19 protein-coding genes and 1 pseudogene are annotated in these 21,074 nt (G+C 75.7%); 8 read left to right on the top strand and 12 right to left on the bottom strand.

Annotated features, from left to right (window positions below; genetic code table 11):
• On the bottom strand, positions 1 to 465 hold a 465-nt coding region (locus VE546_RS23180), incomplete at its 3' end, for a GNAT family N-acetyltransferase (protein ID WP_324925474.1).
• 49 nt (positions 466 to 514) lie between these two features.
• Between VE546_RS23180 and VE546_RS23175 the strand changes: the two genes are divergently transcribed.
• Positions 515 to 1,111 (top strand): TetR/AcrR family transcriptional regulator, encoded by a 597-nt coding sequence (locus tag VE546_RS23175; RefSeq protein WP_324925472.1) that lies wholly within the window; start codon positions 515 to 517, stop codon positions 1,109 to 1,111.
• Here the strand turns inward: VE546_RS23175 and VE546_RS23170 are convergent.
• The 7 genes from VE546_RS23170 to VE546_RS23140 form a co-directional block, all read right to left on the bottom strand.
• The gene (locus VE546_RS23170; RefSeq protein ID WP_324925470.1) at positions 1,108 to 2,568 is read right to left on the bottom strand and encodes an aminotransferase class I/II-fold pyridoxal phosphate-dependent enzyme; all 1,461 of its coding nucleotides are present in this window, start codon (positions 2,566 to 2,568) and stop codon (positions 1,108 to 1,110) included. The genes VE546_RS23175 and VE546_RS23170 overlap by 4 nt on opposite strands.
• A 138-nt stretch (positions 2,569 to 2,706) precedes the next feature.
• Entirely contained in the window at positions 2,707 to 3,756 is a 1,050-nt protein-coding gene (locus VE546_RS23165) for an LLM class flavin-dependent oxidoreductase (RefSeq protein WP_324925468.1), read from the bottom strand.
• 155 nt (positions 3,757 to 3,911) lie between these two features.
• On the bottom strand, positions 3,912 to 4,475 hold the full coding sequence (locus tag VE546_RS23160) for a hypothetical protein (RefSeq protein WP_324925466.1): 564 nt from the start codon (positions 4,473 to 4,475) through the stop codon (positions 3,912 to 3,914).
• Between the two features lie 541 nt (positions 4,476 to 5,016).
• Positions 5,017 to 7,056 carry a DUF2264 domain-containing protein gene (locus VE546_RS23155; protein WP_324925464.1) on the bottom strand — a complete coding sequence of 680 codons (2,040 nt, stop codon included), beginning with the start codon at positions 7,054 to 7,056 and terminating at the stop codon, positions 5,017 to 5,019.
• Positions 7,053 to 8,036 carry a hydroxyacid dehydrogenase gene (locus VE546_RS23150; RefSeq protein WP_414720555.1) on the bottom strand — a complete coding sequence of 328 codons (984 nt, stop codon included), beginning with the start codon at positions 8,034 to 8,036 and terminating at the stop codon, positions 7,053 to 7,055. The genes VE546_RS23155 and VE546_RS23150 overlap by 4 nt, the downstream gene beginning before the upstream one ends.
• A gap of 405 nt (positions 8,037 to 8,441) precedes the next feature.
• Positions 8,442 to 8,837, bottom strand: coding sequence for a VOC family protein (locus VE546_RS23145; protein ID WP_324925460.1), 396 nt, complete (start codon positions 8,835 to 8,837; stop codon positions 8,442 to 8,444).
• A gap of 95 nt (positions 8,838 to 8,932) precedes the next feature.
• A complete protein-coding gene (locus tag VE546_RS23140) occupies positions 8,933 to 9,898 on the bottom strand; it encodes a YihY/virulence factor BrkB family protein (RefSeq protein WP_324925459.1) in 966 nt (321 codons plus the stop codon).
• 206 nt (positions 9,899 to 10,104) lie between these two features.
• On the opposite strand from VE546_RS23140, the gene VE546_RS23135 reads away from it, so the two are divergent.
• Positions 10,105 to 10,653, top strand: coding sequence for a 2'-5' RNA ligase family protein (locus VE546_RS23135; RefSeq protein ID WP_324925457.1), 549 nt, complete (start codon positions 10,105 to 10,107; stop codon positions 10,651 to 10,653).
• 76 nt (positions 10,654 to 10,729) lie between these two features.
• On the opposite strand, the gene VE546_RS23130 is transcribed toward VE546_RS23135, so the two are convergent.
• The 3 genes from VE546_RS23130 to ppk2 form a co-directional block, all read right to left on the bottom strand.
• Positions 10,730 to 11,929 carry an MFS transporter gene (locus tag VE546_RS23130; protein ID WP_324925455.1) on the bottom strand — a complete coding sequence of 400 codons (1,200 nt, stop codon included), beginning with the start codon at positions 11,927 to 11,929 and terminating at the stop codon, positions 10,730 to 10,732.
• A gap of 297 nt (positions 11,930 to 12,226) precedes the next feature.
• Positions 12,227 to 13,333 carry a CapA family protein gene (locus VE546_RS23125; RefSeq protein WP_324925453.1) on the bottom strand — a complete coding sequence of 369 codons (1,107 nt, stop codon included), beginning with the start codon at positions 13,331 to 13,333 and terminating at the stop codon, positions 12,227 to 12,229.
• An 85-nt stretch (positions 13,334 to 13,418) separates the two neighbouring features.
• The gene (gene ppk2 / locus VE546_RS23120; protein WP_324925451.1) at positions 13,419 to 14,303 is read right to left on the bottom strand and encodes a polyphosphate kinase 2; all 885 of its coding nucleotides are present in this window, start codon (positions 14,301 to 14,303) and stop codon (positions 13,419 to 13,421) included.
• Between the two features lie 205 nt (positions 14,304 to 14,508).
• Here ppk2 and VE546_RS23115 point away from each other — a divergent pair, with 205 nt between their 5' ends.
• The 4 genes from VE546_RS23115 (at position 14,509) to VE546_RS23100 (ending at position 17,657) form a co-directional block, all read left to right on the top strand.
• Positions 14,509 to 14,760, top strand: a complete 252-nt coding sequence (locus tag VE546_RS23115) for an acyl carrier protein (RefSeq protein WP_324925450.1) — start codon at positions 14,509 to 14,511, stop codon at positions 14,758 to 14,760.
• 109 nt (positions 14,761 to 14,869) lie between these two features.
• Entirely contained in the window at positions 14,870 to 15,289 is a 420-nt protein-coding gene (locus VE546_RS23110; protein ID WP_324925448.1) for a YchJ family protein, read from the top strand.
• A 267-nt stretch (positions 15,290 to 15,556) separates the two neighbouring features.
• On the top strand, positions 15,557 to 16,390 hold the full coding sequence (locus VE546_RS23105; RefSeq protein WP_324925446.1) for a peptidoglycan-binding domain-containing protein: 834 nt from the start codon (positions 15,557 to 15,559) through the stop codon (positions 16,388 to 16,390).
• Positions 16,391 to 16,541: 151 nt separating this feature from the next.
• Positions 16,542 to 17,657 (top strand): PQQ-dependent sugar dehydrogenase, encoded by a 1,116-nt coding sequence (locus VE546_RS23100; RefSeq protein ID WP_324925444.1) that lies wholly within the window; start codon positions 16,542 to 16,544, stop codon positions 17,655 to 17,657.
• Between the two features lie 145 nt (positions 17,658 to 17,802).
• Here VE546_RS23100 and VE546_RS23095 read toward each other — a convergent pair.
• Positions 17,803 to 18,822, bottom strand: a pseudogene (locus VE546_RS23095) (MFS transporter); the annotation flags it as partial.
• Positions 18,823 to 19,215: 393 nt separating this feature from the next.
• Here VE546_RS23095 and VE546_RS23090 point away from each other — a divergent pair.
• Together VE546_RS23090 and VE546_RS23085 are read left to right on the top strand one after the other, a co-directional pair.
• A complete protein-coding gene (locus tag VE546_RS23090) occupies positions 19,216 to 19,791 on the top strand; it encodes an SMI1/KNR4 family protein (RefSeq protein ID WP_324925442.1) in 576 nt (191 codons plus the stop codon).
• A 129-nt stretch (positions 19,792 to 19,920) separates the two neighbouring features.
• Positions 19,921 to 21,074 (top strand): DUF4139 domain-containing protein (locus tag VE546_RS23085; protein ID WP_324925440.1); only part of this gene is annotated, 1,154 nt, incomplete at its 3' end.

Below are 21,074 nucleotides of genomic sequence, written 5' to 3'. Positions count from 1 at the left end.
GACCAGGTCGGCGCCGAAGCTGTGGTGCGGTTCCTCCTCGACGAGCCGGAAGCCGGCGGCGAGGTAGATCCGGCGCGCGGCGGTCAGCGGATGGTTGGTCCACAGCCGGACCCTCCGGTATCCGGCACCGCGGGCGAACTCCAGGCACCGGTCGACCAGGTGCGTTCCCAGCCGCTGCCCGCGGGCCGCCGGGTCGACCAGCAGCAGGCGCAGTTGCGCGGTCGTCGCGTCGGCGCCGACGCAGAACACGCAGCCCACCCGCCGGCCGTCCAGCTCGGCGATCCAGGCCGCGTCGCGGTCCGGGTCCCGGTCGGCGGCGAAGTCGGCGACGATACGGGCCACGAGGGCCTCGAACTCGGCGTTCCAGCCGAACTCCGCCGCGTACTGCTCGCCGTGCGCCATCACCACCCAGCCCAGGTCTCCCGGCCGGCCGACCGGCCGGATGGTCGCGCGTCCTCCTGCCATGCACCCCTCCACCACTGAAACGACTGTTTCAGTCAAGCACAATGGCGGGATGAGCGCATCCGCCCCCGCCGATTCGGCCCGCCGACGACAGCTCCTCGAACTCGCCTACGGCTACGTCCTCGACCACGGGCTCGCCGATCTGTCGCTGCGGCCCCTGGCCGAGGCCGTCGGCAGCAGCCCGCGCGTGCTGCTGTACCTCTTCGGCAGCAAGGACGGCCTGGTGCGGGCGCTGCTCACCCGCGCCCGCGAGGACGAGCTGCGGCTGCTCGACACCGTGCGCGCGGAGCCCGGGGCGCACGGCCTGGCCGAGGCCGGGGAGCTGGTCTGGCGCTGGCTGGCCGCTCCGGAGCACCGCCGCCTGCTCACGCTGTGGGCGGAGGGCTACGCCCGTTCGCTCACCGACGACCGCGGGCCGTGGGCGGACTTCGCCCGGCGCTCGGTGGACGTCTGGCTGGAGGCGTTCGCCGCCGCGCAGCCCCCGGAGCACCGCGGCACGCCCGCCGGCACCGCGGAACGGACCCTGCTGCTGTCCGTGCTCCGCGGTGCCCTGCTGGACCTCCTCGCCACCGGCGACCGGCCGCGCGCCGACGCCGCCGTGGCCGCCCACCTCGCCGTGCTCCGGGGCGCCGGGGACCGCTCGCGCTAGCGGGCCACCACCCGGACGGTCTCCAGCCCGGGGTCGGCCGCGTCCGGGATCAGCATGCCCGCCGCGACGCCGCTGCGCAGGTACTCCACCACCTCGGCGGTGATGACCTCCCCCGGTGCCACGGCCGGCACCCCGGGCGGGTAGGGGCTGATCATCTCCGCGGCGACGCGTCCCACGGCCTTCTCCACCGGAACCCGTTCGGCCGGCCCGAAGAAGGCCTCGCGCGGGAGGACGGCCTGCTCCAGCTCCAGCGCTCCCGGTGCGGGCAGCGCCACGGGACGCGGCCGTTCGATGGAGTCGGCGCCCTCGGCCAGCCCGCGCAGCGAGTCGACCAGCAGCTCCTCGGTGCGGTCGTCGTCCGCGTGGGTGATCTGGGCGTTGATCCGGCAGGTGTCGGAGGCGCCGACGTCGATGTGGCGGTTGGCGCGGAGCCACTCGGCCGCCTGCATCCCGCTGATGCCCAGCTCCCGTACGTCGATGCTGATCTTCAGCGGGTCCAGGTCGGCCGCGAGTCCCTCGTGGACGACCTCCCGGCCCAGCGGGCGCAGTCCGGGTACGGCCGCGACCGCCTCCCGGACGCGGGCCGCGCGCCGCAGGGCCGCCTCCAGCAGCTCGTGCCCCTGCTCCACCATCTGGCGGCGCCACCCGTCGAGGGTGCAGTACACCAGCGACGAGGAGCTGGTGGTGCCCAGCAGGTCCTCGCGCTGTTTGAGGACGTCGGGTGAGACCCGGTCGCCCCGGAGGTGGAAGACGGAGCTCTGCTCGACGGCGGCGCCCATCTTGTGGACGCTGGTGACCACGACGTCGGCCCCGGCGTCCATGCCCCAGGCGGGCAGGCCGGGGTGGAAGGGCAGGTGCGCTCCCCACGCCTCGTCGACGATGAGGGGGACGTCGTGGCGGTGGCACACCTCGGCGACGCCGCGGATGTCGGCACAGGTGCCCCAGTCGGTGGGGGTGATCAGGAGCATGCCCTTGGCGTCCGGGTGGGCCTGGAACGCCCGCCGTACGTCCTCGGGCTCCGGGGGGTGGGCGAGGTGCCGCTCGGCGTCGAACTCGGGATGCACCCACACCGGGTCCACGCCGTTGACGATGACGGCCGCGATCACCGACTTGTGCGCGTTGCGCGAGATCAGGAGCTTCTCGCCCGGGCCGGCCACGGCCAGCATGGCCGTCTTGACCGACAGGGAGCTGCCGCAGGTGGAGAAGAACGCCTTGTCGGCCCCGACGGCGTCCGCCATCAGCTCCTCCGCCTGGCTGATCACCCCCTGCGACTGGCGGCGGTCGTCCAGGCCGTTGAGGGAGAGGACGTCGGCCCGGAAGAGGTCCTCCCCGAGGACCTCCAGCACTCTGGGGTCCACTCCCCTGCCCTGCTTGTGCCCGGGAGGTCCGTACGCCACGTCCCCTCGCCGCCGGAACTCCTCCAACGCCTCCAGAACGGGCACCCGCGAGTGGTCCATGGCCTTACCTCCTGGCGGACGGCCGGCCGGCGGCCGGCTCCGCGGCCCTTCCCCGGCCCGCCGCGTCGGGACGAACCTCCTACGAGGCGCGGATTGCCGCACACGGTGCGTCAAAACCAGGGACGCGGCCCGGCCCGGTCAGCTCCAGGCGGGCATGATGCGGTCGTGGACGAGCCGGAGCTGGTCGTCCACGCTCGCCACGCCGTCCAGCTCCCGGCCGGTGAAGGCCTTCACCAGGCCGCTGTCGGTGATGGCGCAGATGACGTGGTTGACCCCGCTGGGCTCGACGTCCCGGCGGATCTTCTCCAGGCACTCCTCGGGGCTTCCCGACACCGACAGCCGCTCGGTGATCCCGGGGGTGGTCAGCTCGATCCCCCGGGCCAGGTCGCCCGCGGCGATCGCCTCGACCACCGGCCGCAGTTCCTCCGGATCGACCCCGTTGCGCCGAAGCTGCTCCTGCGGCATCGACGAGGCGTAGATGCCGACCATCGAGCGGGCCGCCTCCTTCGCCGCGGCCGCGTCCGGTCCCGTGGCGAAGACCACCCAGGCCCCGATGTCCAGGTCCCGCCAGTCGCGGCCCGCGCGTTCCGCGCCCGCCCGGATGTGCCGGACGGCGTAGTCGTGGGCCTCGCGGGTGTAGCTCAGCGCGTGGTGGCAGCCGTCGGACAACTCCCCCGCCGCCTCGAAGGACTTCGGGCCGCGCATCGCGCCCAGCATGACGGGCAGGTGCTCCTGCACGGGCCGGGCGAAGGTGAACAGCCCGTCGTAGCGGAAGAATTCGCCCTCGTGCGTGATGGCGCCCTCGTCCAGCAGCGTGCGCACCACGTGCAGGGCCTCCTTGGTCCGCGACAGCGGCCGGATCCGCGCCCAGTCGACGCCGTACTGCGCGAGCAGGCCGAAGTTGCCGCAGGACAGCACGCCCTCGGCCCGGCCCCCGGAGAGTTCGTCGAGGGTGGCCAGCGCCTGGGCGATCAGGGTGGGTTCGCGCAGGACGACGGAGGACAGGCTCGGTCCCAGCCGGATGCGGCCGGTCTGTCCGGCTGCGGCCGCGAAGAGCAGCCACATGTCCTTGTGCCAGGTCTCGTCGGCCGCGTAGCAGGCGTGGAAGCCGAGTTCGTCGGCGAGCCGGATCGACGCCAGGGACTCCTGGAGCGGATGGTCGGGGAGCAGGACGTAACTGAACCTCACCGAACGCCTTTCCCGAGTGCGTCCCCCGTGGAGGGGGCGGCGTCCGGGGCGCCGCGTCCGCCAGGCTCCTCCACGGCCCGCCGTCTGTCCAGACGGCCCCGGCGCGAGGGCGCCCCGGCCGGACCGGCCGGGGCGCCTTCACACCGGTTCGGTCCTCAGCCCAGGTCCAGGCGTTCGGCGGCCTTGCGCAGCATGCCCCGCCGCTGCTCCTGCGGCCGCTGCTGCTCGCCCTGCAGGGCGCTGACGACGGTCAGCAGCCCGGTCAGGACGGGGATGCTCCACTGCGCCCAGCGCAGCTGCCGCTCGGCGTCCTCCAGGGACACCGGGTGCCGCTCGGACCCGGCGGCCGCCTCCGGCTCCGGCGAGGAGGCCATCTCGACCTTCTTGCCCAGGGCCCGGCTGTAGGCGGTGGCCCCCAGGGCGGCGGCGGTGAGGACGGTCTTGACCGCGGACGACGCCCCCACGCCCCGCTGGTGCTCGACCCGGTAGAGGTCGGACATCAGCAGGGACACGGCACCGGCGAGGTGGGCGGCGATGGCCACCCCGTTGACCGGCGTCCACTTCGCCCATCCGAGGCTCGAGATCCTGTTGCCGGTGGTCTCCTCCTCCCACTCACGTGCGACGCCGTTCAGGCCCACGGCCCCCATCAGGGAGCCGCCGAACCATGCGCCCATCCCCAGGTCGTGCAGGCTGCGAGCGAGCGTGTTGCGTTCGGCCACGATGATCTCCAGTTCGCTTTATGCCGTTTTCATAGCATTCAAGGCATACCAGAGCGCGGAGAGGGGCGCCGCCTGAGCCGTGCGTACGGGCCAAGAGGCGGGGCCACCGGGTGAATTCCGCGGGCCGTGGCCGGTTCGGTCGCCTGAGCGACGTTGACCGCCGCGTTGATGTCCCGGTCCGGAACCGCCCCGCACGCCGGGTAGGTCCCGGTGGTTTCCGTGGCTGCGTACCGGCACCCCGTCTTCGCCGGGCCGGTCGACGGTGCGCCGCTGAGCGGCGTGCAGCAGGACCGGCCGCTGTCACCCGGGCCGGGGTGAACCGTGCGGAGCCGTGCACACGGCTGGGGTCGGAGCGGGCCGGGGATTCGCTTCACCACCGGGCTGGAGCCCGGTGCACTGTGAATGGGCCCGGTAGCGGGCGGTGTTCAGTCCCAGGCCAGGGAGGTGCCCCTCCGGCCGTCGTCGGTGACGTCCTGCGCTTCACGGCTCTCTCCTGTCGTGTGCGTCGTGGGGGTGCCGGCCGGGCCGCCGGGGCGCGGGGTCAGCCGTCGGCCCGCGGGAGCGCGACCTCGGTGCCCAGGCCGTCCGGCCAGGTCACGGTGGCGCGGTGGCCTCCCGAGCCGTCCGGCCGGACGATCAGGGCGGGGACGGGTGCGGGACCGGGAAGGGGTGCGGAGTCCGGGCCGGGGCCGGGGGCGCGGCCGAGCACGACCTCCGCGGCGAGGACCTCGCCCAGCGGCACGGTCCCGGCCGTGGCGAGCCAGGGGATGGCCGTCCGGTCGCCGAGCGGACCGGCCCCGCGCTCCAGGGCGACCCCCGCGCGCTCCAGGCCGCGCAGGGCGCGCAGGGAGGAGCGCAGTCCCCCGGCGGTCGCCCGCGCGCGGGGCCCGTACGGCCCCGGGGCGGTGCCGGTGCGCGGCTCGGCGTCGCCGGAGACGGGCCAGCCGCCCATCCGTACGGCCCGCCAGCCGGCCGCCGTACGGGGGGCGTCCACCCGGGCCAGGCGGATCTCCACGCCGTCGCGGAGCGCCGATGCGACGGTGATCACCGGGCCGGGGGTGACCGGGCCGGTGCGGCCGTAGCCGCGGTCGGGCGGGTCGTCGACGGCGTCCACCCAGCGCACCGGCCCGGTGGAGGCCGCGACGAGCACTCCGCCGGGCAGTTCCCGGGCGTAGAGGGTGGTGAAGCCGCAGCGGTGCGTGGCCCGGCCCCGGTCGTCCACCACCGTCACCGCGTTGTCCACCGGGTCGGCCGCCGCGGGGCCGGTCAGCGGCGGCACGGTGGCCGTGGAGTAGCCCAGCCGGGCGTACAGCGGCGCGTCGGCGGCCGTGTCCCCGGGGCGGGCGTGGTCGGTGCCGTGGTTGAGCACCGTCACGATGCCGTCGGAGCGCCGCGCCGACAGCAGCCACCCGGGGGCGGCCACCACGCACGCCTGGTCGCCGGTCTCCACCGGCAGCGGCTCCTCGGTCGCGGTCCACACCGGGTGGTCGGCGGGCAGGGCCAGGCCCAGCATTCCCTTGGCGGCCCAGTAGGGCGAGCCCGGCCCGGAGTAGCCCTGCCGCATCGCGGGCCAGGGGTGGTGCCAGCCCAGGGTGAGCAGCCCGTCGGCGCCGGGGGCGCCGCGGTCGGCGAAGTGCCGGACGACGCCGCTCGCCGCCCGCCGGGTCAGGCCGGGCGGCAGGCCGGTGGCGCCGGTGAGGGCCCCGACCCACAGCGGCGCGGCGGCGGCGAAGCGGTAGACCAGGCTGCGGCCCTGGAGCAGCGGCGAGCCGTCGGCGCCGACCAGCCGTACCGCGTCCCGCAGATAGCGCGTCAGGTCCGCGGCCCAGTCCTCGCGCAGCGCGGGCGGGCAGAGGGTGCCGGTGACGTCGAACAGGTGGGTCCACAGCAGCGGGTACAGGTGCAGGGCCCAGCCGGTGTAGTGGTCGTAGGCCCGCTCCTCGGCGCTGTCGGAGAGCCATCCGCCGGTGCGCCGCAGGGAGGCGTGGAGGGCGAGGCCGGCCTCGATGTCGGCGGCCGACCACGGCCCGCCCGCCTCGCGCAGGAAGGACTCCACGACGATGCGGAACCACACCCAGTTGTTCGGCGGGTACGGCCGGCCGACGACGGTGGCCAGCCAGTCCACCGTCCGCTCGCGCACCCGGTCGTCGAGCCCGTCCCACAGCCACGGCCGGGTGAGCTGGAGCACCAGGGCCACCGAGGCGGCCTCGACCTTGGCCTGGGGCACCTCGTCGGGCCGGGGCCAGGACTCGGGCGAGGCCGGGTCGGTGCCGGCGGCCAGTCCGTCGGCGTAGCGCTGGAGCAGCCCGCCCGGGTCCGCGCCGCGCGCCCCGGCGACGCGGAACCCCGCGAGCAGGAAGGAGCGCGCGAAGCCCTCCAGCCCGTCGGAGTCCGGGCCGGAGACGCTCGGCGGCCCGGGCAGGTCCACGCGGGCGCCGGCCGGTGAGCGGTAGGGGTCCAGGGCGGCGAGCATGCGGTCGGCGAGCGCGGTCCAGTGCCGCCGGGTCCATCCGGTGTACGGCGAGAGGGCGCGGTCCTCGTCCGGCTCCGGGCCCGCCTCCGTCCCCGTGCCCGCGGTCATGCCTGCACCTCCAGGGTCTGCCGGGTGACCGGATCGCGGGGAGGCAGCCCGGCGGCGTACCGCTCCAGCTCCTCCAGCGCGGCGGCGGCCATCCGCCGCGTCTCCGAGCCCAGGGAACCGGCGACGTGCGGGGTGATCATCACGTTCGGCAGGTCGTACAGCGGTGAGGCGGCCGGCAGCGGCTCGGGGTCGGTGACGTCCAGGATCGCGTACAACTCCCGCTCCGTGCAGGCGCGTTCCAGCGCGGCGGTGTCCACCAGGGCGCCGCGGGCGGTGTTGACCAGCACCGCGCCGGGCGGCAGCGCGGCCAGTTCCGCGGCCCCGATCATGTGACGGGTCCGCGGGAGGGAGGGCGCGTGCAGGCTCAGGACGTCGGCCCGCGGTAGTGCCTGGTCCAGGGTGACCGGTTCGGCCCCCGCCCGGCGGATCTCGTCCGGGCCGACGACGGGATCGACCACCAGGACCCGGGCCAGGCCGAGCCCGGTCAGCAGGTGCGCGACCCGGCGGCCGATGCGGGAGAAGCCCACCAGCGCCACGGTGCGGTCCTCGCCGCTCAGCTCCCCGTGCCGGTCCCGGTAGCTCCAGTCCGCGCGGAAGCGGCGGGCGTCGGCGGCCAGGAACGGCGCCTTCTTGAACGCCCACAGGATCGCGGCGAGGGTGTACCGGGCCACGGGTTCGGCGTTGGCGCCGGCGGCGGTGGTCACCAGCAGCCCGCGGTCGAAGACGGCGTCGCCGACGTGGTGGCGCACGCTGCCGGCCGCGTGCAGCACGGCGCGCAGCCTCGGTGCCGCGCTCAGCACCCGCCCGTCCAGCGGCGGGCACCCCCAGGAGGTGACCAGCACCTCCGCCTCGGCCAGGCGCCTGCGCACCGCGGACGAGGCGAGTTCGTGGGCGGCGGCCGGTTCGCCCAGCGAGGCCGTCGCACGCAGCCTGGCCCATTCGGCCTCGCCGAACTGGGTGCGCAGCGTGTCGCGGTCCATCACCAGCAGCGTCTCGGGCCGGCGCGCGGCCGCCCGGGAGGCCGCTTCGGGGGCGGCCGTCACCGTACGCCCCCCGCGGCCGGGTCCGGGCGCCGCCGGCTCCGGACCGCGGTGGAGGCCGCCGGTGGGACGGCGTCCGGCGGCGGACCGGTGACGGCGAGGGGGGTGTGCTGCGGGGTCCGGGTCACGCGGATGCTCCTCCGCTGGGGGCCGAAGGGTGGCCGGGAACGGCTCCGGGTCGGTGAGCATCATCGGGGGCGGGAGGGAGCCGCGCCAGACGTGACGGACCGGAACGGCGCAATCGCCACCGCACCGGGCCCGTCGCCGGCGGCGCCGCGGCGGGGGAGGTCCGCGGCTCTCCGCGCCGTCTCCCCGCAGGCCGGGCGGGTCCGCGGGTCCGGCGGATCAGTCCTCCGTACGGCCCTCGCGGGCCACCAGGGCGAAGGTGTGTCCGGCCGGATCGGAGTAGAGGCGGATGTCGCGCGGGCCGCCGTTGTCCTTGGTGTCCACCGGGCGCGCCCCGAGGCCGACCGCCTCGCGCTCCGCCTCGTCCATGTCGTGCTGCGAGACCAGGATGTGCAGGTGCGCCTGGAGCGAGTCGTCCGGACGGGGCCAGCTCGGGGGCGTCAGGCCGTGGTCGCGCCGGACGGCCAGGCGAACCCCGTCGTGTCCGACCACCTCGATGAGGTCCGGGTCGATGCCCCGGCGCACCCGGGCGTCCAGCAGCCCGGCGTAGAACTCCGCCAGTGCCTCCGGCTCGGCACAGTCCAGCACGAGCACGCTCGTCTTCTTGACGGGCATACGTCACCCCCAGGGTCGTCGACGTCCTTGTTTCCTCCGGGAGTTCGTGTACCCCGGCGAGCCCCCGGTACGGCGGGCGGAACCGGCCGGAGGGTTCAGTCCCCGGGGCCGGGGTCCGGCCGCACGGGATCGGTGATCCCGGCCCGGGCGGCCTCCAGTTGGGCCGCGAACGCGATGCCCAGGAACAGCACGACGGCGGCCAGGTTGGCCCACAGCAGCAGGGCGACGAACGCCGTCAGGGGGCCGTACACCGCTCCGAACGAGCCGCTGCGCTCCACGTAGAAGGCCAGCAGCCAGGTGGCCGTCACCCACAGCACCAGGTGGACGGCGGACCCGAAGGCGAGCCAGGTGTACCCCGGTTGGTCCCTGCGGGGCGCCCAGCGGAAGACGACCGCCGAGCCCACCCAGGCCAGCAGCACGCCGACGGGTATCTCCAGCGGCCCCCACCAGGCGAGCCAGGTCCGCGACCAGCCCAGGGACCGCACCACGGCGTCGCCCACCGCCTCGCCCGCGACGAGGACGAGGAAGCCGAGGACCATGGGCACCCCGGCGCCCAGGGCGAGCAGCGCGCTGCGCCCGTACTTGGCCAGGAACGGGCGGTCCCGCTCGATGCCGTAGATGCGGTTGCAGCCCCGCTCGACCTGCCCCATCGCCGAGGTCAGGTTCAGCAGGGCGAAGCCCAGGCCCAGCCACATGGCGACGGCGTTCCAGAGCCCGGAACCGGCGCTGCGCCGGGTCTCCCCCAGCGCCTCCTCGACCAGTTCCGCGCTGGCGCCCGGCACGATCCGCGCGAGGGTGAGTTCGATGATCCGCCCCACGCTCTCGGTGTGCACGGTCGAGGCCACGCCCACCAGGGCGATGGTGAACGGCACCATGCCGAGGACCAGTTGGAAGGCGAGGGAGCGGGCGTGGCTGAAACCGTCCGCGTAGCGGAAGCGGGAGAAGGCGTCCAGGACGAACCGGCGGCCCCCGTAGTGCCGCAGGGCGGCCAGCGCCTCGTCGCCGGAGAGCTCCTCCCCGATCATGTCCCGCGTCTGCGGAACGTGCACAGCGGTACCCATGAGACCGTCCGCCCCCTCGGCTCTTCCATCCGGCTGTCCGTCCGGTTGTCCGCCCGGCTGTCCGTCCGGTCGCCGGGCCCCCGGGTGCCGGGGCCGGCGTCGGCTGGGTGTCCCTCTTCCCCGCCCGCGCGCGTTCAGCCCTGCCGGGCGGGGCGGGGCGCGCCGCTGCCGGGAGGGCGCGGGAGTGCGGCCGTACGCTGGCCCGTGTGCGCACCGTGGAGCTGCTTCCGGACGGCGTGACCGACCGGGCGGTACGGGAGGCGTGGCGCCACCTGGCCGAGGCGGGCCTGCCCAGCCAGGCCGGGCACCCCCATCCGACGAACCGCCCCCACCTCACCCTGGCCGCCGGCGAGGCGCTTCCGGACGCGGTACGGGCGCGGCTGGCGGAGGCGCTGGGCCTGCTGCCGGTGCGGATCCGCCTGGAGGGGCTGGTGCGGTTCCCGGGCCGCAGGCACGTGCTGGCCTGGGCCGTCCGCCCGGATGCGGTCCTGCTGCGCCTGCACGAGGAGGTCTGGCGGGCGCTGGCCGGGGCGCCGGGGGTCGGACGGATGAATCCGCTGCACGCCCCCGGGCGCTGGGTGCCGCACATCACCCTCGGTCGCGGTCGGCGCGGGGCGTGGGACCGGCCGGACGCCGAACTCCTGCCCGCCCCGCTGCGCGGGCCGCTGTGGGGCCGCCTCGTCGGCGCCCGCAGCTACGACTCCGCCACCCGCACCACCGAACCCCTCCTGCCGGGCGGGCACCGGCGGCCTTGACGCGGCCCGGGCACGGCTGAGCCAGCCGCCCCGGCCCCCGTCCGGCGCCGGGCGGGGGCCGGGGCGGCGGTACGGCTCAGACGCGCCGCAGTCCCAGGCCCAGGGTCACGGCCAGGACGACCAGCAAGCCCCCCAGGGTGGCCGTCAGCCCGAACGCCTCGGCGAACCAGCCGACCGTCATCGGGCCGACGAGCAGTCCGCTGTAGGTGAGGGTGCCGACCTTCGCCAGTGCGTCGGCCGCGCCCGCGGAGCCGGATTCGGCGCCGTCGTGCCCGACCGCGCCGAGGATGACGGGCACCAGGACGGACAGTCCCAGGCCGAGCAGCGCGAACCCCGCGACGGCGGTCGCCGGCACGGGGCCGACCACCACGACCGCCAGTCCGGCGACCGCGACGGCGCCGCAGCAACGGACCAGGGCCGACGCGCCGTACCTCTCGTGCAGGCGGTCGCCGACCAGCCTGACACCGGCCTCGCACACGTTGTAGCCGATGTACCCCAGCGAGGCCGTTGCCAGGGAGGCGCCGAGTTCGTCGTGGAGGAAGACGCCGCTCCAGTTGCCCACGACGCCCGAGCACACCAGGACGACGGTGCCCGTCGCGCCGAGCACCAGGACCCGGGGCGTCCAGCCGCTGCGCCATCCGGCGCGCCGCCCGCCGCCCGCGGCGCGCCCTCCCGTCCGGTCGGCCGAGGCGGGCAGCAGGTGTCGGCCCGTCACCAGCGACAGCGCCACCAGCACGACGGTGAGGGCCAGGTAGTGCTGGGCGAGGGAGAGGCCGGCCTTGATGGCCGCCCCGCCGAGCAGGGAGCCGATCGCGGCCCCGATGCTCCACGCCGCGTGGCAGCCGTTCATCACCGGCCGTTTGAGCGCCCGTTCCACCGCGACGGCGTGCGCGTTCATCGACACGTCGATCAGGCCGTCCACCGCGCCGAGCACCAGCAGCACGACGGCGAACCGGGGAAGGTCCCCGGCCAGGGCGAACCCCAGCAGCGACACGGGCAGGGCGACCGCGGTGGCCCGGACGACCGGGGCGCTGCCGAAGCGCGCGACCAGGCGCCCGGTGAGCTGCATGGCCACCATGCCGGACAGGACGGGCAGCATGAGCAGGAGGCCGAGCTGTCCCTCGGAGAGCCCTAACTCGATCTTCAGCGACGGTATCCGTACGAAGTAGCTCGCGAAGACCATGCCGGTGACCAGGAACGGCGTCGTCGCCGCCCAGCGGGCGCGGCGCGGCCCGGCGGCCGGGTCGCGCGCCGTGCTGCTCCCGGAGGCCGTCATCGCGGGCCCGTCCTTCCGTCCACCGGACGGGACGCGGACCGTTCCCGGTCACCGCCGCGGGCGGCCTCCGTACGCACCGGGTTCCTCGACATCGGTGATCGCACCACGTGTCATGTCCTTCGGCCGAAGACGGATGGCTGTCTGCTGAACGGCTGTGGACGTCCTCATCTCCGCCGCCTCCCTCCCGGCCGAACGGTTTCCCCCGGAGTGGAGCAGATGGCCGCGTGGACGCACAACCGGATTTGCCGGGGCCGGCCGCCGGAACCGTCCGGGGCGTTGCCCGTCACCGCCGACCCGTCACCACCGCAGGACGAGGTCGCCGTCCGGGTCGCGCTCCACGCGCGAGCCGAGGCCGCGGCAGGCCCGGTCGAGCACCGCCCGCAGCCACCGGGAGTCCTCCTCCGGGGCGCGCCGCAGCCGCATCCGCCGGGCCTGGAAGGGCACCATCCGCACACCGGCCAGCCGGCCGCCGGGCTCCAGGCGGACGAGGTACAGCAGCCGGAGGTCGTCCCGGTACCGCTCGTAGCCGGGGATGCCCTCGTAGTCGTTCACGAGGTCGCCGCAGCCGTACAGGACGAGCCTCCCCCGGTACGCCTCCAGGGGCCGGGGGTGGTGCGAGGAGTGGCCGTGGACGACGTCCGCGCCGCCGTCGACGAGCGCGTGCGCGAAGCGGACCTCCTCGTCGGAGACCTCGTAACCCCAGTTGGGGCCCCAGTGGAGGGAGACGACCGCCACGTCGCCCGGCCGTTTGACCTGGCGCACCCGCTCCGCCACCGCGTCCGCGGCGGCCTCCGGCGGTCCGGTCACGACCTCCACCCCGGCCCGGCCGGCGGTCGCGGCCCAGCCGGGCGGTATGCCGCTGGAGGGCAGACCGAGGGCGAGGACCAGCACCCGGCGGCCGGTGCCGAGGGGTACGACCGCCGGGCGGCGCGCCCGGGTGGCGTTCCGTCCCGCCCCGGCCGTCGCCAGTCCCGCCTGCGCCAGGGCGTCGAGGGTCTCCTCCAGGCCGGCGCGGCCGAAGTCCAGGACGTGGTTGTTCGCCAGGACGCACACGTCGGGGCGGACGGCCGCCAGGCAGGGGAGGTTGGCGGGGTTCATGCGGTAGTGGATGCCCTTGCCCGGCGCGAACCCGTCGCTGCGGGTGACACCGGTCTCCAGGTTGAGCACCCGGGCGTCGGGCGCGGCCTCGTCGAGGACCCGCAGGGCCTCGCCCCAGGGCCAGGAGAAGCCGACCGGGCGGGGGATCGGGCCGTTCACCGCCTCCGCCAGTTCGACGTAGGCGCGGGCGTCCCGGACGTAGGGCTCCCGCAGCGCCGGATCGCCGGGGTGCGGAAGGATCTGGTCGACGCCGCGGCCGAGCATCACGTCGCCGCAGAGGAACAGGGTGACCGGGTCCCCGCGCATGCCTCCAGCCTAGGCCGCCTGCCCGGGAGGGCGGCCGGGACCGGCCGCCCTCCCGGGCGGGGCCGGGCCCTTCCTCCGGCCCGCGCTACGGCCGGCCGTCTCCGGCGCCCTTCCCCGGCTTCCCCGCTCCCGGCAGGGTGGCGGCGTGGTCGGGGACGTAGGTCTGCGTCTGTTTCGGCGGGCGCCGGTACCCGGTGGAGGGCGGGCGCGGCGGCAGGTGCAGCTCGGGCTCCGCGACCTCGTGGTACGGCACGGTGGACAGCAGGTGGGCGATCATGTTGACGCGCGCCCGCCGCTTGTCGTCCGCCTCGACGACGAACCAGGGGGACTCGGGGATGTCGGTGCGGGCGAACATCTCGTCCTTCGCCCGCGAGTACGCCTCCCAGCGGGCGCGGGACTCCAGGTCCATCGGGGAGAGCTTCCAGCGCTTCATCGGGTCCTCCATCCTGGCCCGGAACCGGCGCTCCTGCTCCTCGTCGCCGACGGAGAACCAGTACTTGCGCAGCAGGATGCCGTCCTCGACGAGCAGCCGCTCGAAGACGGGACACTGGCGGAGGAAGCGCGCGTGCTCCTCCTCGGTGCAGAAGCCCATGACGCGCTCGACGCCGGCGCGGTTGTACCAGCTCCGGTCGAACAGCACCACCTCGCCCGCGGCGGGCAGGTGCTCGACGTAGCGCTGGAAGTACCACTGGGTGCGCTCGCGTTCGGTGGGGGCGGGCAAGGCGGCGATGCGCGCCACACGCGGGTTGAGGTACTCGGTGACGCGCTTGATGGCGCCGCCCTTGCCCGCGGCGTCGCGCCCCTCGAAGAGGACGACGAGCCGCACGCCGCGCGAGCGCACCCACTCCTGCATGATCACCAACTGCTCCTGGAGGCGGAGCAGTTCCCGCTCGTACGCCTTCCGGGGCAGGCGGGCCGGGCGGTCGCCGTGCGTGTGCGCCGGCCGCTCCCCGCGGTTCTCCTCCGACATCTGCGTCCTCCCGGAACGAGGCGGGCGTCCGGCCGCCGTGCGCGGGGCCGGGCCAGGATGCGCACCCGGTCCGGGCCGCTTCGTCCTGTCCCTCCCCCGCTTCGGGGGCCGTACCGCGGGTCCGGTGTCCCGGGCTCCGCGCGAAAGGCTGTTTCCCCGCGCCGTGCCGGGAAACCCCGGACTGTCCAGTCACACGATCCCGGAGATGGTGAACATGGCAACCGGAGAGACAGGATTCAGCGACGTCATGTACGACCTGATCTCGGTGCAGTACCACGCACTGAAGGGCGGACACGACTACGGGCAGTACGTCCGTGACGCCGAGAACGCCGGCAAGCAGGAGATAGCCGACTTCTTCCGCAAGGTCATGGAGGAGGACTCCCAGCGCGCCGCGCAGTGCCACAAGTACCTGGCGCAGTTGTCCGGTACGAAGGACGCGGGCCCGGCGGCCGCGTAGGACGCGGACCCCTCGGCGGGCCCGCACGTCCCGGGTGCCCGCGGCCTCCCCGGCGGGGCCACGGGCACCCCCGCCGCACGGCGCCCCGGGCGGCGGTCACCATGGGAACATGTCCCGACACCGACCGCGTCCGCGTCCCGCGTCCCCCGCCGGCCCCTGCCCGTGCGGGCTGCCCGCCGCCTACACCGACTGCTGCGCCCGGTACCACCAGGGGCGTTCCTCCGCGCCCACCGCCGAGGCGCTGATGCGTTCGCGCTACAGCGCCTTCGCCGTGCTCGACCGCGGCTACCTGCTGCGCACCTGGCACCCGGACACCAGACCGGAGCACCTGGAGCTGGATCCGGCGGTCCGCTGGCAGCGCCTGGAGATCCTCGCCACCACCGGTGGCAGTCCGTTCCACACCGAGGGGACCGTCTCCTTCCGCGCCCACTACACCGAGCGGGGACGCGAGGGGGTCCTGGAGGAGCACAGCCGCTTCGTGCGCCACGCCGGCGCCTGGGTGTACCTGGACGCGTCCGGCGCGGCCTGACGCGTGGCCTGACGGCGCCACGGGGGGCTGCCGCGGTCGCGGCGGCCCCTTCCCGCGTCCGGCCGCCCGGCCCCCGGCGCCCGCCTTCCGAAAGGGCTCCGGCCCGCTGGGTGCACGACCGGTTCCGGCGCGGCCACGAGCGAGTATGGTCCTCATGTGAACCATCCGTGAGCGGCCGTGCACTCTGCGAGTGCACGGCCGCGGCGGGTGGGATTCCGGCCACGGGCGTCCGCGCGCGGTGCGTGGTGCGCGGCCGGGGGTCCTTCCATGCCCCTCCGCACGAGGGCGGAGGAGAACCAGGAGGTGGAGATGGCGGCCCGCCCCGATCCGACCTCACCGTTACGCCGTCCGGCCGCCGGTCCGGTACCGGCCCCGGGGCCCGGCGGCCCCTCGTGGCCCGGTCCCCCGCGCCCGTTCCGCCGGGGCGGCGCCTCCGTCCCGGCGTCCGGCGGGGCCGGGGACGCCGCCCGGGCGGCGGGGACCGGCGGTGCTCCCCATGACGTTCCCCACGACGGGCCGGACCCGTACCCGGCCTCGCACACGGGCTTCCTGACGGGGCGGCGCGGGCCGCGGACCACCGCCCTGCTGCTGACGACGGGGGCGATCGGCTCCGCCCTGGCCGCCCTGCTGGTGGCCTCCGGCGTCCTGACGCCCACCGCCCCCCGCGATCCCTCCGGCCTGCCCGCACCGCCCGCGCCGCCCGCGCCCAGGACCTCCCCGCCGACCGCACCACCGGCCGCCGCCCCTTCGGCCCCCACCCCCTCGCCGTCCGCCTCGTCGCCGTCCGCCTCGCCGACGCCCACAGCGCCGACGTCCGCTCCCCCGGCGGCGGCTCCCCCGGCGTCCGCGCCCTCGCCGGGGCCGTCGGGGTCCGGGGACGGGGGCGTCCTGCGGCTCGGGGACAGCGGCCCGGCGGTGTCGGAGCTGCAGAGGCGGCTGTCGCGGGTCCCGGAGGTCTATCCGGAGGGGACCGTCGACGGCCGCTACGACGCGGCGCTCGCCCGGGCCGTCGCCCGCTTCCAGCGGTGGTACGGCATCCGCGGCGACGAGGAGGGCGTGTACGGCGACGACACCCGGCGCGACCTGGAGTCGCGCACCTGAGGGGCGACCGCGCCCCACCGGACGGGAGCCCTGGGCGGGAGCCGGCCGGGGCAGGGCGTTGCACTCCTCACCGGTCTCCCTTGACGGTCCGTGGCCGGACTGCTGGGATCAGCCGCGGAACTCGAAATTCCGGAAAACACCAGGAGGTTCCGTGAGTTTCCGCAGGATCCGCACCGCCGTGGCCGTGGGCGCGACCACCGCGCTGGCCGCCGGGCTCCTCACCGCGGGCACCGGCAACGCGACGTCCCCGTCCCTCTCACCGGGGCAGCACGGCCCGGAGTTATCGGGCGCCCCGAGCGTTCCCACGGGCATCTCGGTGGTCTCCGAGGGCTGGACCATACCGTGGGGGATGTCCTGGCTGCCGGACGGCTCGGCGCTGATCACCGAGCGCGACACCCACCGGGTCTTCCACCTGACGGCCGACGGCCGGCGCACCCCGGTCGGCACCGTGCCGAACGTGCGGGGCACCGGCCGCGAGGGCGGCCTGCTGGGCATCGCCGTCTCGCCCGACTTCGCCGCCGACCGGGCCGTCTACTTCTTCCACACCTCCGCCACCGACAACCGCATCGCGCGGATGACCTTCGACGGCACCTCGCTCGACGGCTACGAAACCGTCTTCACCGGCATCGGACGGGCCATGAACCACAACGGCGGACGGCTGAAGTTCGGCCCCGACGGTTACCTGTACGCCACCACCGGGGACACCCAGCGGCCCGAACTGGCCCAGGATCCGGAGGCGTTGGAGGGCAAGATCCTGCGGATGACCACCGACGGGCGCCCCGCCCCCGGCAACCCGTACGGCACGGTCGTCTACAGCATCGGCCACCGCAATCCGCAGGGGATCACCTGGGACCCGGAGGGGCGGCTGTGGTCGGCGGAGTTCGGTGAGAACCGCTTCGACGAGCTCAACCTCGTCGAGCCCGGCAACAACTACGGCTGGCCGGTGTGCGAAGGCGCCTGTGACGTCCCCGGCATGACGGACCCGAAGGAACAGTGGAGCACCGGGGACGCCTCGCCCAGCGGCGTGACCTTCGCCGACGGTGCCGTCTACATGGCCGCCCAGCGCGGCCAGCGGCTGTGGCGCATCCCGGTGAACGGGGAGGACACCGGCACGCCCGAGGCGTTCTACGTCCGGGACTTCGGGCGGCTGCGCACCGTCGAGACGGTGCCCGGCCGCAACGCGCTGTGGCTGTCCACCACCAACTGCGACGCGAGCGGCAGGCAGCCGGCGGGCTCGGACGTGGTCTTCGAGGTCACGCTGGAGTAGCCGGAGCGCTCCGCCGGGCGCCCGGCGGCCGGTGCGTCCCCGTGGCGTCCTCGTGCCGGGTGGCCGCGCGGGCGGCGGTCACCCGGCACGGACCGCGGCGGTCCGCCCTACGGGGCAGCCGTACGGGAGCCGCCGCGCCGGCCGGTCACTCCGAGACCCGGCCCGACAACAAGGCCGCCACCACTGCCGCGACGGCCAGGGCCAGCAGGGCGATCCGCAGGTCGGACACCCCGGCGAGCGCGCCGACGAGCGGGCCGGCCAGCAGGAAGCCCGGCCACTGGCCGATGACCGCGATCGACACCCCTTCTCCGGGCGAGAGCCCCGGCTGCCTGCCCGCCAGCGCGAAGACGGTCGGCAGCACACAGGCGATGCCCGCCCCGAGGACGGCGAACCCGGCCGGCGCCACCGCCGGGTGCGGCCATGCCAGCGCGATCCCCGCCCCGGACGCGGCCGTCAGCAGCGACAGCCGCAGGAACCGTCGGCGCCCCAGCCGCCCGGTCAGCCGGTCGCCCACCAGCCGGACGAGCGCGGTGGTGGCGGTCAGACCGGTGTAGGTGGCGGCGGCGAGGGCCGGCCCGGCGCCCAGGAAGTCGGCGGCGTAGAGGGCGCTCCACTGACCCGCGGCGCCCTCGACGAAGGACGCCAGGAACGCGATGGCGGCCAGCAGGGCGAGTTGGGGGGTGAGTCGGCGCCGCAGCCGGTCCGCCAGCCGCTCCTCCCGCCGCGGGCCGGTCGTCTCCTCGGGCAGCCACCGGCCCGAGACCAGCAGCGGGACGCCCAACAGTCCGCTGCCGAAGGCCAGTTGCGCGGCCGGCGCCACGTCCGCCGCCGCGGCGAGAGTGCCCAGGACTCCGCCGCCGAGCACGCCGAAGGCGAAGCAGGCGTGGAAGGTCGACAGCAGCGGCCGCCCGTAGCGGCGTTCGACCTCGACCGCCTGGGCGTTCATCGGCGTGGACAGCAGGCTCGCGGCGAAGCCCCAGGTGACCAGGCCTGCCACGAGCGCGGCCGGCGTCGACGCGGAGGCCGTCAGCGGGGCGTTCACCAGGATCAGGGCCGCACCCGCCAGGCTCAGCCGACGGACGCTCACCCGTCCGATCAGCACGGTGACGACGGCGAGGGCGACGAGGTCCCCGCCGACGGAGGTGGTGCTGACCAGCCCCCAGGCGGTGTCGCCCCAGTCCGACCTCGCGGCGCACGTCGGGGATGCGCGCCGACCAGCCGCCCATCGCCGAGCCCATGACCACGAAGACCAGGCAGACCGACAGCCGCGCCCGCACGTCGCTCCGGGACGGTGGTGGCGGAGCGGCTTCCCGCGCCGGCTCGGCGGTCGGTTCGGTGCCGGACCCGCTCATTCCGCCCTCCTGGCTCGGCCATGCCCGGTCACCACCGCCGGACGGCGGTCGCGGACGCGTCGGACGCCGGTACGGGTCCGGCTTCCCCCGGTGCGGGCCCCGCACACCGGACGGGCGCGGGCGCCGGTGACGGCCCCGGCGGGCCGGGCCGGAGCGCGACGCCGCCGGCCGCGGCGATTGTCGGTGGCGGGTGGCAGCATCAGGCCATGACCTCGTCGATCACCCGGTCCTGGAGAAGGATCGAGACCTGGCTGTCCGTCCACGCGCCCGAGGCCGCCGCCGAGCTGACCGGTCCGGCCGATCCCGCCTCGATCGCCGCGGCGGAGCGGGCCATCGGCCTGCCCTTCCCGGAGCCGCTGGTGGAATGCCTGCTGCGGCACGACGGATCGGGCCTGTGTCCGGTCCTGCCGCCGTACTTCCACCTGCTCGGGGCCGATGCCGTCGCGGCAGCGTGGAAGGTGCGCACCCGGATCCAGGACCGCTCCGGCGATCCACACGAAGACGACGACGATCTCGAACCGTGGTGGCACCGGCGGTGGATACCGTTCGCGGCGGACGGCTGCGGGGCCTACCTGGTCGTCGACCGGCGTCCGGGGGCCGGGTACGGCAGGATCGGCGAGGCCCACGACGAGGTCGGCGGGGAGTTCGAGCGGCACGCGATGTGGGCGTCGCTGCCCGCCTTCTTCGAACACGTCGCCACGGCGCTGGAGACCGGCGACACCCTGGGCCACTACCGGCGGACCGTCACCGACGACGGGCGACTGGCCTGGGAGATCCTGTAGGAGGCCGGGCGCGGCCGGTGCGGCCGGGGAGGGGCCGTCCGCCCGGCACGGCGGCCCGCCCGTCCAGCCGCTATGGTGCGGTGTCACCGATCGGCGTCACCGGTCGGAAGAGGCGTGTGAGGGGGCGGCATGGCGGCCGAGCCGGTCAAGGGCGGCGGGGAGCCGGTGTTGTGCGTGGAGTCCGTGCTGGCGTCCGTCGTGGTGCACTCCGTCGGGGCCGTGTGCGCGCGGCGGGCCCGCTGCGTCCTCCCGGCGCGCCTGCTGCCGTCCCCGGAGTCCGTCGCGCGCGTCCGGATCGAGGGCCTGCCGGTCACCCTGTACGAGCACTCGCTGCGCGGCCGGGTCCTCTCCGGTCCGCCCGGCCTGCGGGTGACCGATGTGCGGGTGGAGTGGACGGCCGCCCCTCGGCAGTCCGGTGAACTGCCCGGACTGCGACTGGAGTTGGAGGAGGCCGAGGACCGCCGGGACGGGCTGCGGGAGCGGCGCGACCGGCTCACGGCGGAGATCGAGGAGGTGGCCGGGCTGCGGGCCGTGCCGCCCCAGCCCCGGCGCGGGGAGCCGCCCCGCTGGGCCCCGGTGGAGTCCATCCTGGCGCTGGCCGGTTTCCTGGACGGCCGACTGGCCCTGCTCCACGAGCGGTTGCGGACCGTGGAGGACGACCTGCGCCGGGCGGAACACGACGTCGAGGTGCTCTCCGACCGGCTGCGGACGGCGTCGAGCGCCCTGCCCACCGCGCGGACGCGGGAGTCCGCCACCGCCGTCCTGTCGCTGGACCGGGCCGGGGACGGGGAAGGCCGCGGCGGCGCCGGGGACGGAGCCGGTTCCGGGGCGGCCCCGGAAACCGGGTTCGATGCGGAGTCCGAGGTGGAGTTCGAGGTCGAGTACCACGTGCCCGGGGCGACCTGGTCGCCGGTGTACCAACTGCGACTGGCGGACGCGGGCGCCGGTTCCGGCGGGACGCTCGTCCTGCGGGCCTGCGTGGCACAGCGCACCGGCGAGGACTGGACGGGCGTACGGCTGGGCCTGTCCACCGCCGACCTGCTGCGTCGCACGGACGTCCCGCGGCTGCGGTCGCTGCGGCTGGGGCGGCGCCAGGCGGAGCCCTCCGCGCCGGGGTGGCGCGAACTCCCGCCGGGGCTGGAGGAGTTGTTCGCCGGTTACGACGCCGCGGTCGCCTCCCGCCCGTCCCGCACCGGCCGCCCGGACCGGCCCGGCTCCTCCCCCGCCGGGGCCGCGGGGCGTACCGCCGCGCTCCCCGTCGCTCCGCCGCCCGCCGGCGCGCC

The sequence above is a fragment of the Streptomyces sp. genome, assembly GCF_035644915.1.
GTDB lineage: Bacteria > Actinomycetota > Actinomycetes > Streptomycetales > Streptomycetaceae > Streptomyces.
This window is presented reverse-complemented; position numbering and strand designations above follow the sequence as displayed.

What these genes read in the sequence shown, in the direction of transcription:
- VE546_RS23175 (WP_324925472.1), top strand. Translation starts at nt 515, where the DNA reads ATGAGCGCATCCGCCCCCGCCGATTCGGCCCGCCGACGACAGCTCCTC.
- VE546_RS23145 (WP_324925460.1), bottom strand. Translation starts at nt 8,837, where the DNA reads ATGCCCGTCAAGAAGACGAGCGTGCTCGTGCTGGACTGTGCCGAGCCG.
- ppk2 (WP_324925451.1), bottom strand. Translation starts at nt 14,303, where the DNA reads ATGTCGGAGGAGAACCGCGGGGAGCGGCCGGCGCACACGCACGGCGAC.
- VE546_RS23105 (WP_324925446.1), top strand. Translation starts at nt 15,557, where the DNA reads ATGCCCCTCCGCACGAGGGCGGAGGAGAACCAGGAGGTGGAGATGGCG.
- VE546_RS23150 (WP_414720555.1), bottom strand. Translation starts at nt 8,036, where the DNA reads ATGGACCGCGACACGCTGCGCACCCAGTTCGGCGAGGCCGAATGGGCC.
- VE546_RS23115 (WP_324925450.1), top strand. Translation starts at nt 14,509, where the DNA reads ATGGTGAACATGGCAACCGGAGAGACAGGATTCAGCGACGTCATGTAC.
- VE546_RS23170 (WP_324925470.1), bottom strand. Translation starts at nt 2,568, where the DNA reads ATGGACCACTCGCGGGTGCCCGTTCTGGAGGCGTTGGAGGAGTTCCGG.
- VE546_RS23155 (WP_324925464.1), bottom strand. Translation starts at nt 7,056, where the DNA reads ATGACCGCGGGCACGGGGACGGAGGCGGGCCCGGAGCCGGACGAGGAC.
- VE546_RS23140 (WP_324925459.1), bottom strand. Translation starts at nt 9,898, where the DNA reads ATGGGTACCGCTGTGCACGTTCCGCAGACGCGGGACATGATCGGGGAG.
- VE546_RS23130 (WP_324925455.1), bottom strand. Translation starts at nt 11,929, where the DNA reads ATGACGGCCTCCGGGAGCAGCACGGCGCGCGACCCGGCCGCCGGGCCG.
- VE546_RS23125 (WP_324925453.1), bottom strand. Translation starts at nt 13,333, where the DNA reads ATGCGCGGGGACCCGGTCACCCTGTTCCTCTGCGGCGACGTGATGCTC.
- VE546_RS23090 (WP_324925442.1), top strand. Translation starts at nt 19,216, where the DNA reads ATGACCTCGTCGATCACCCGGTCCTGGAGAAGGATCGAGACCTGGCTG.
- VE546_RS23110 (WP_324925448.1), top strand. Translation starts at nt 14,870, where the DNA reads ATGTCCCGACACCGACCGCGTCCGCGTCCCGCGTCCCCCGCCGGCCCC.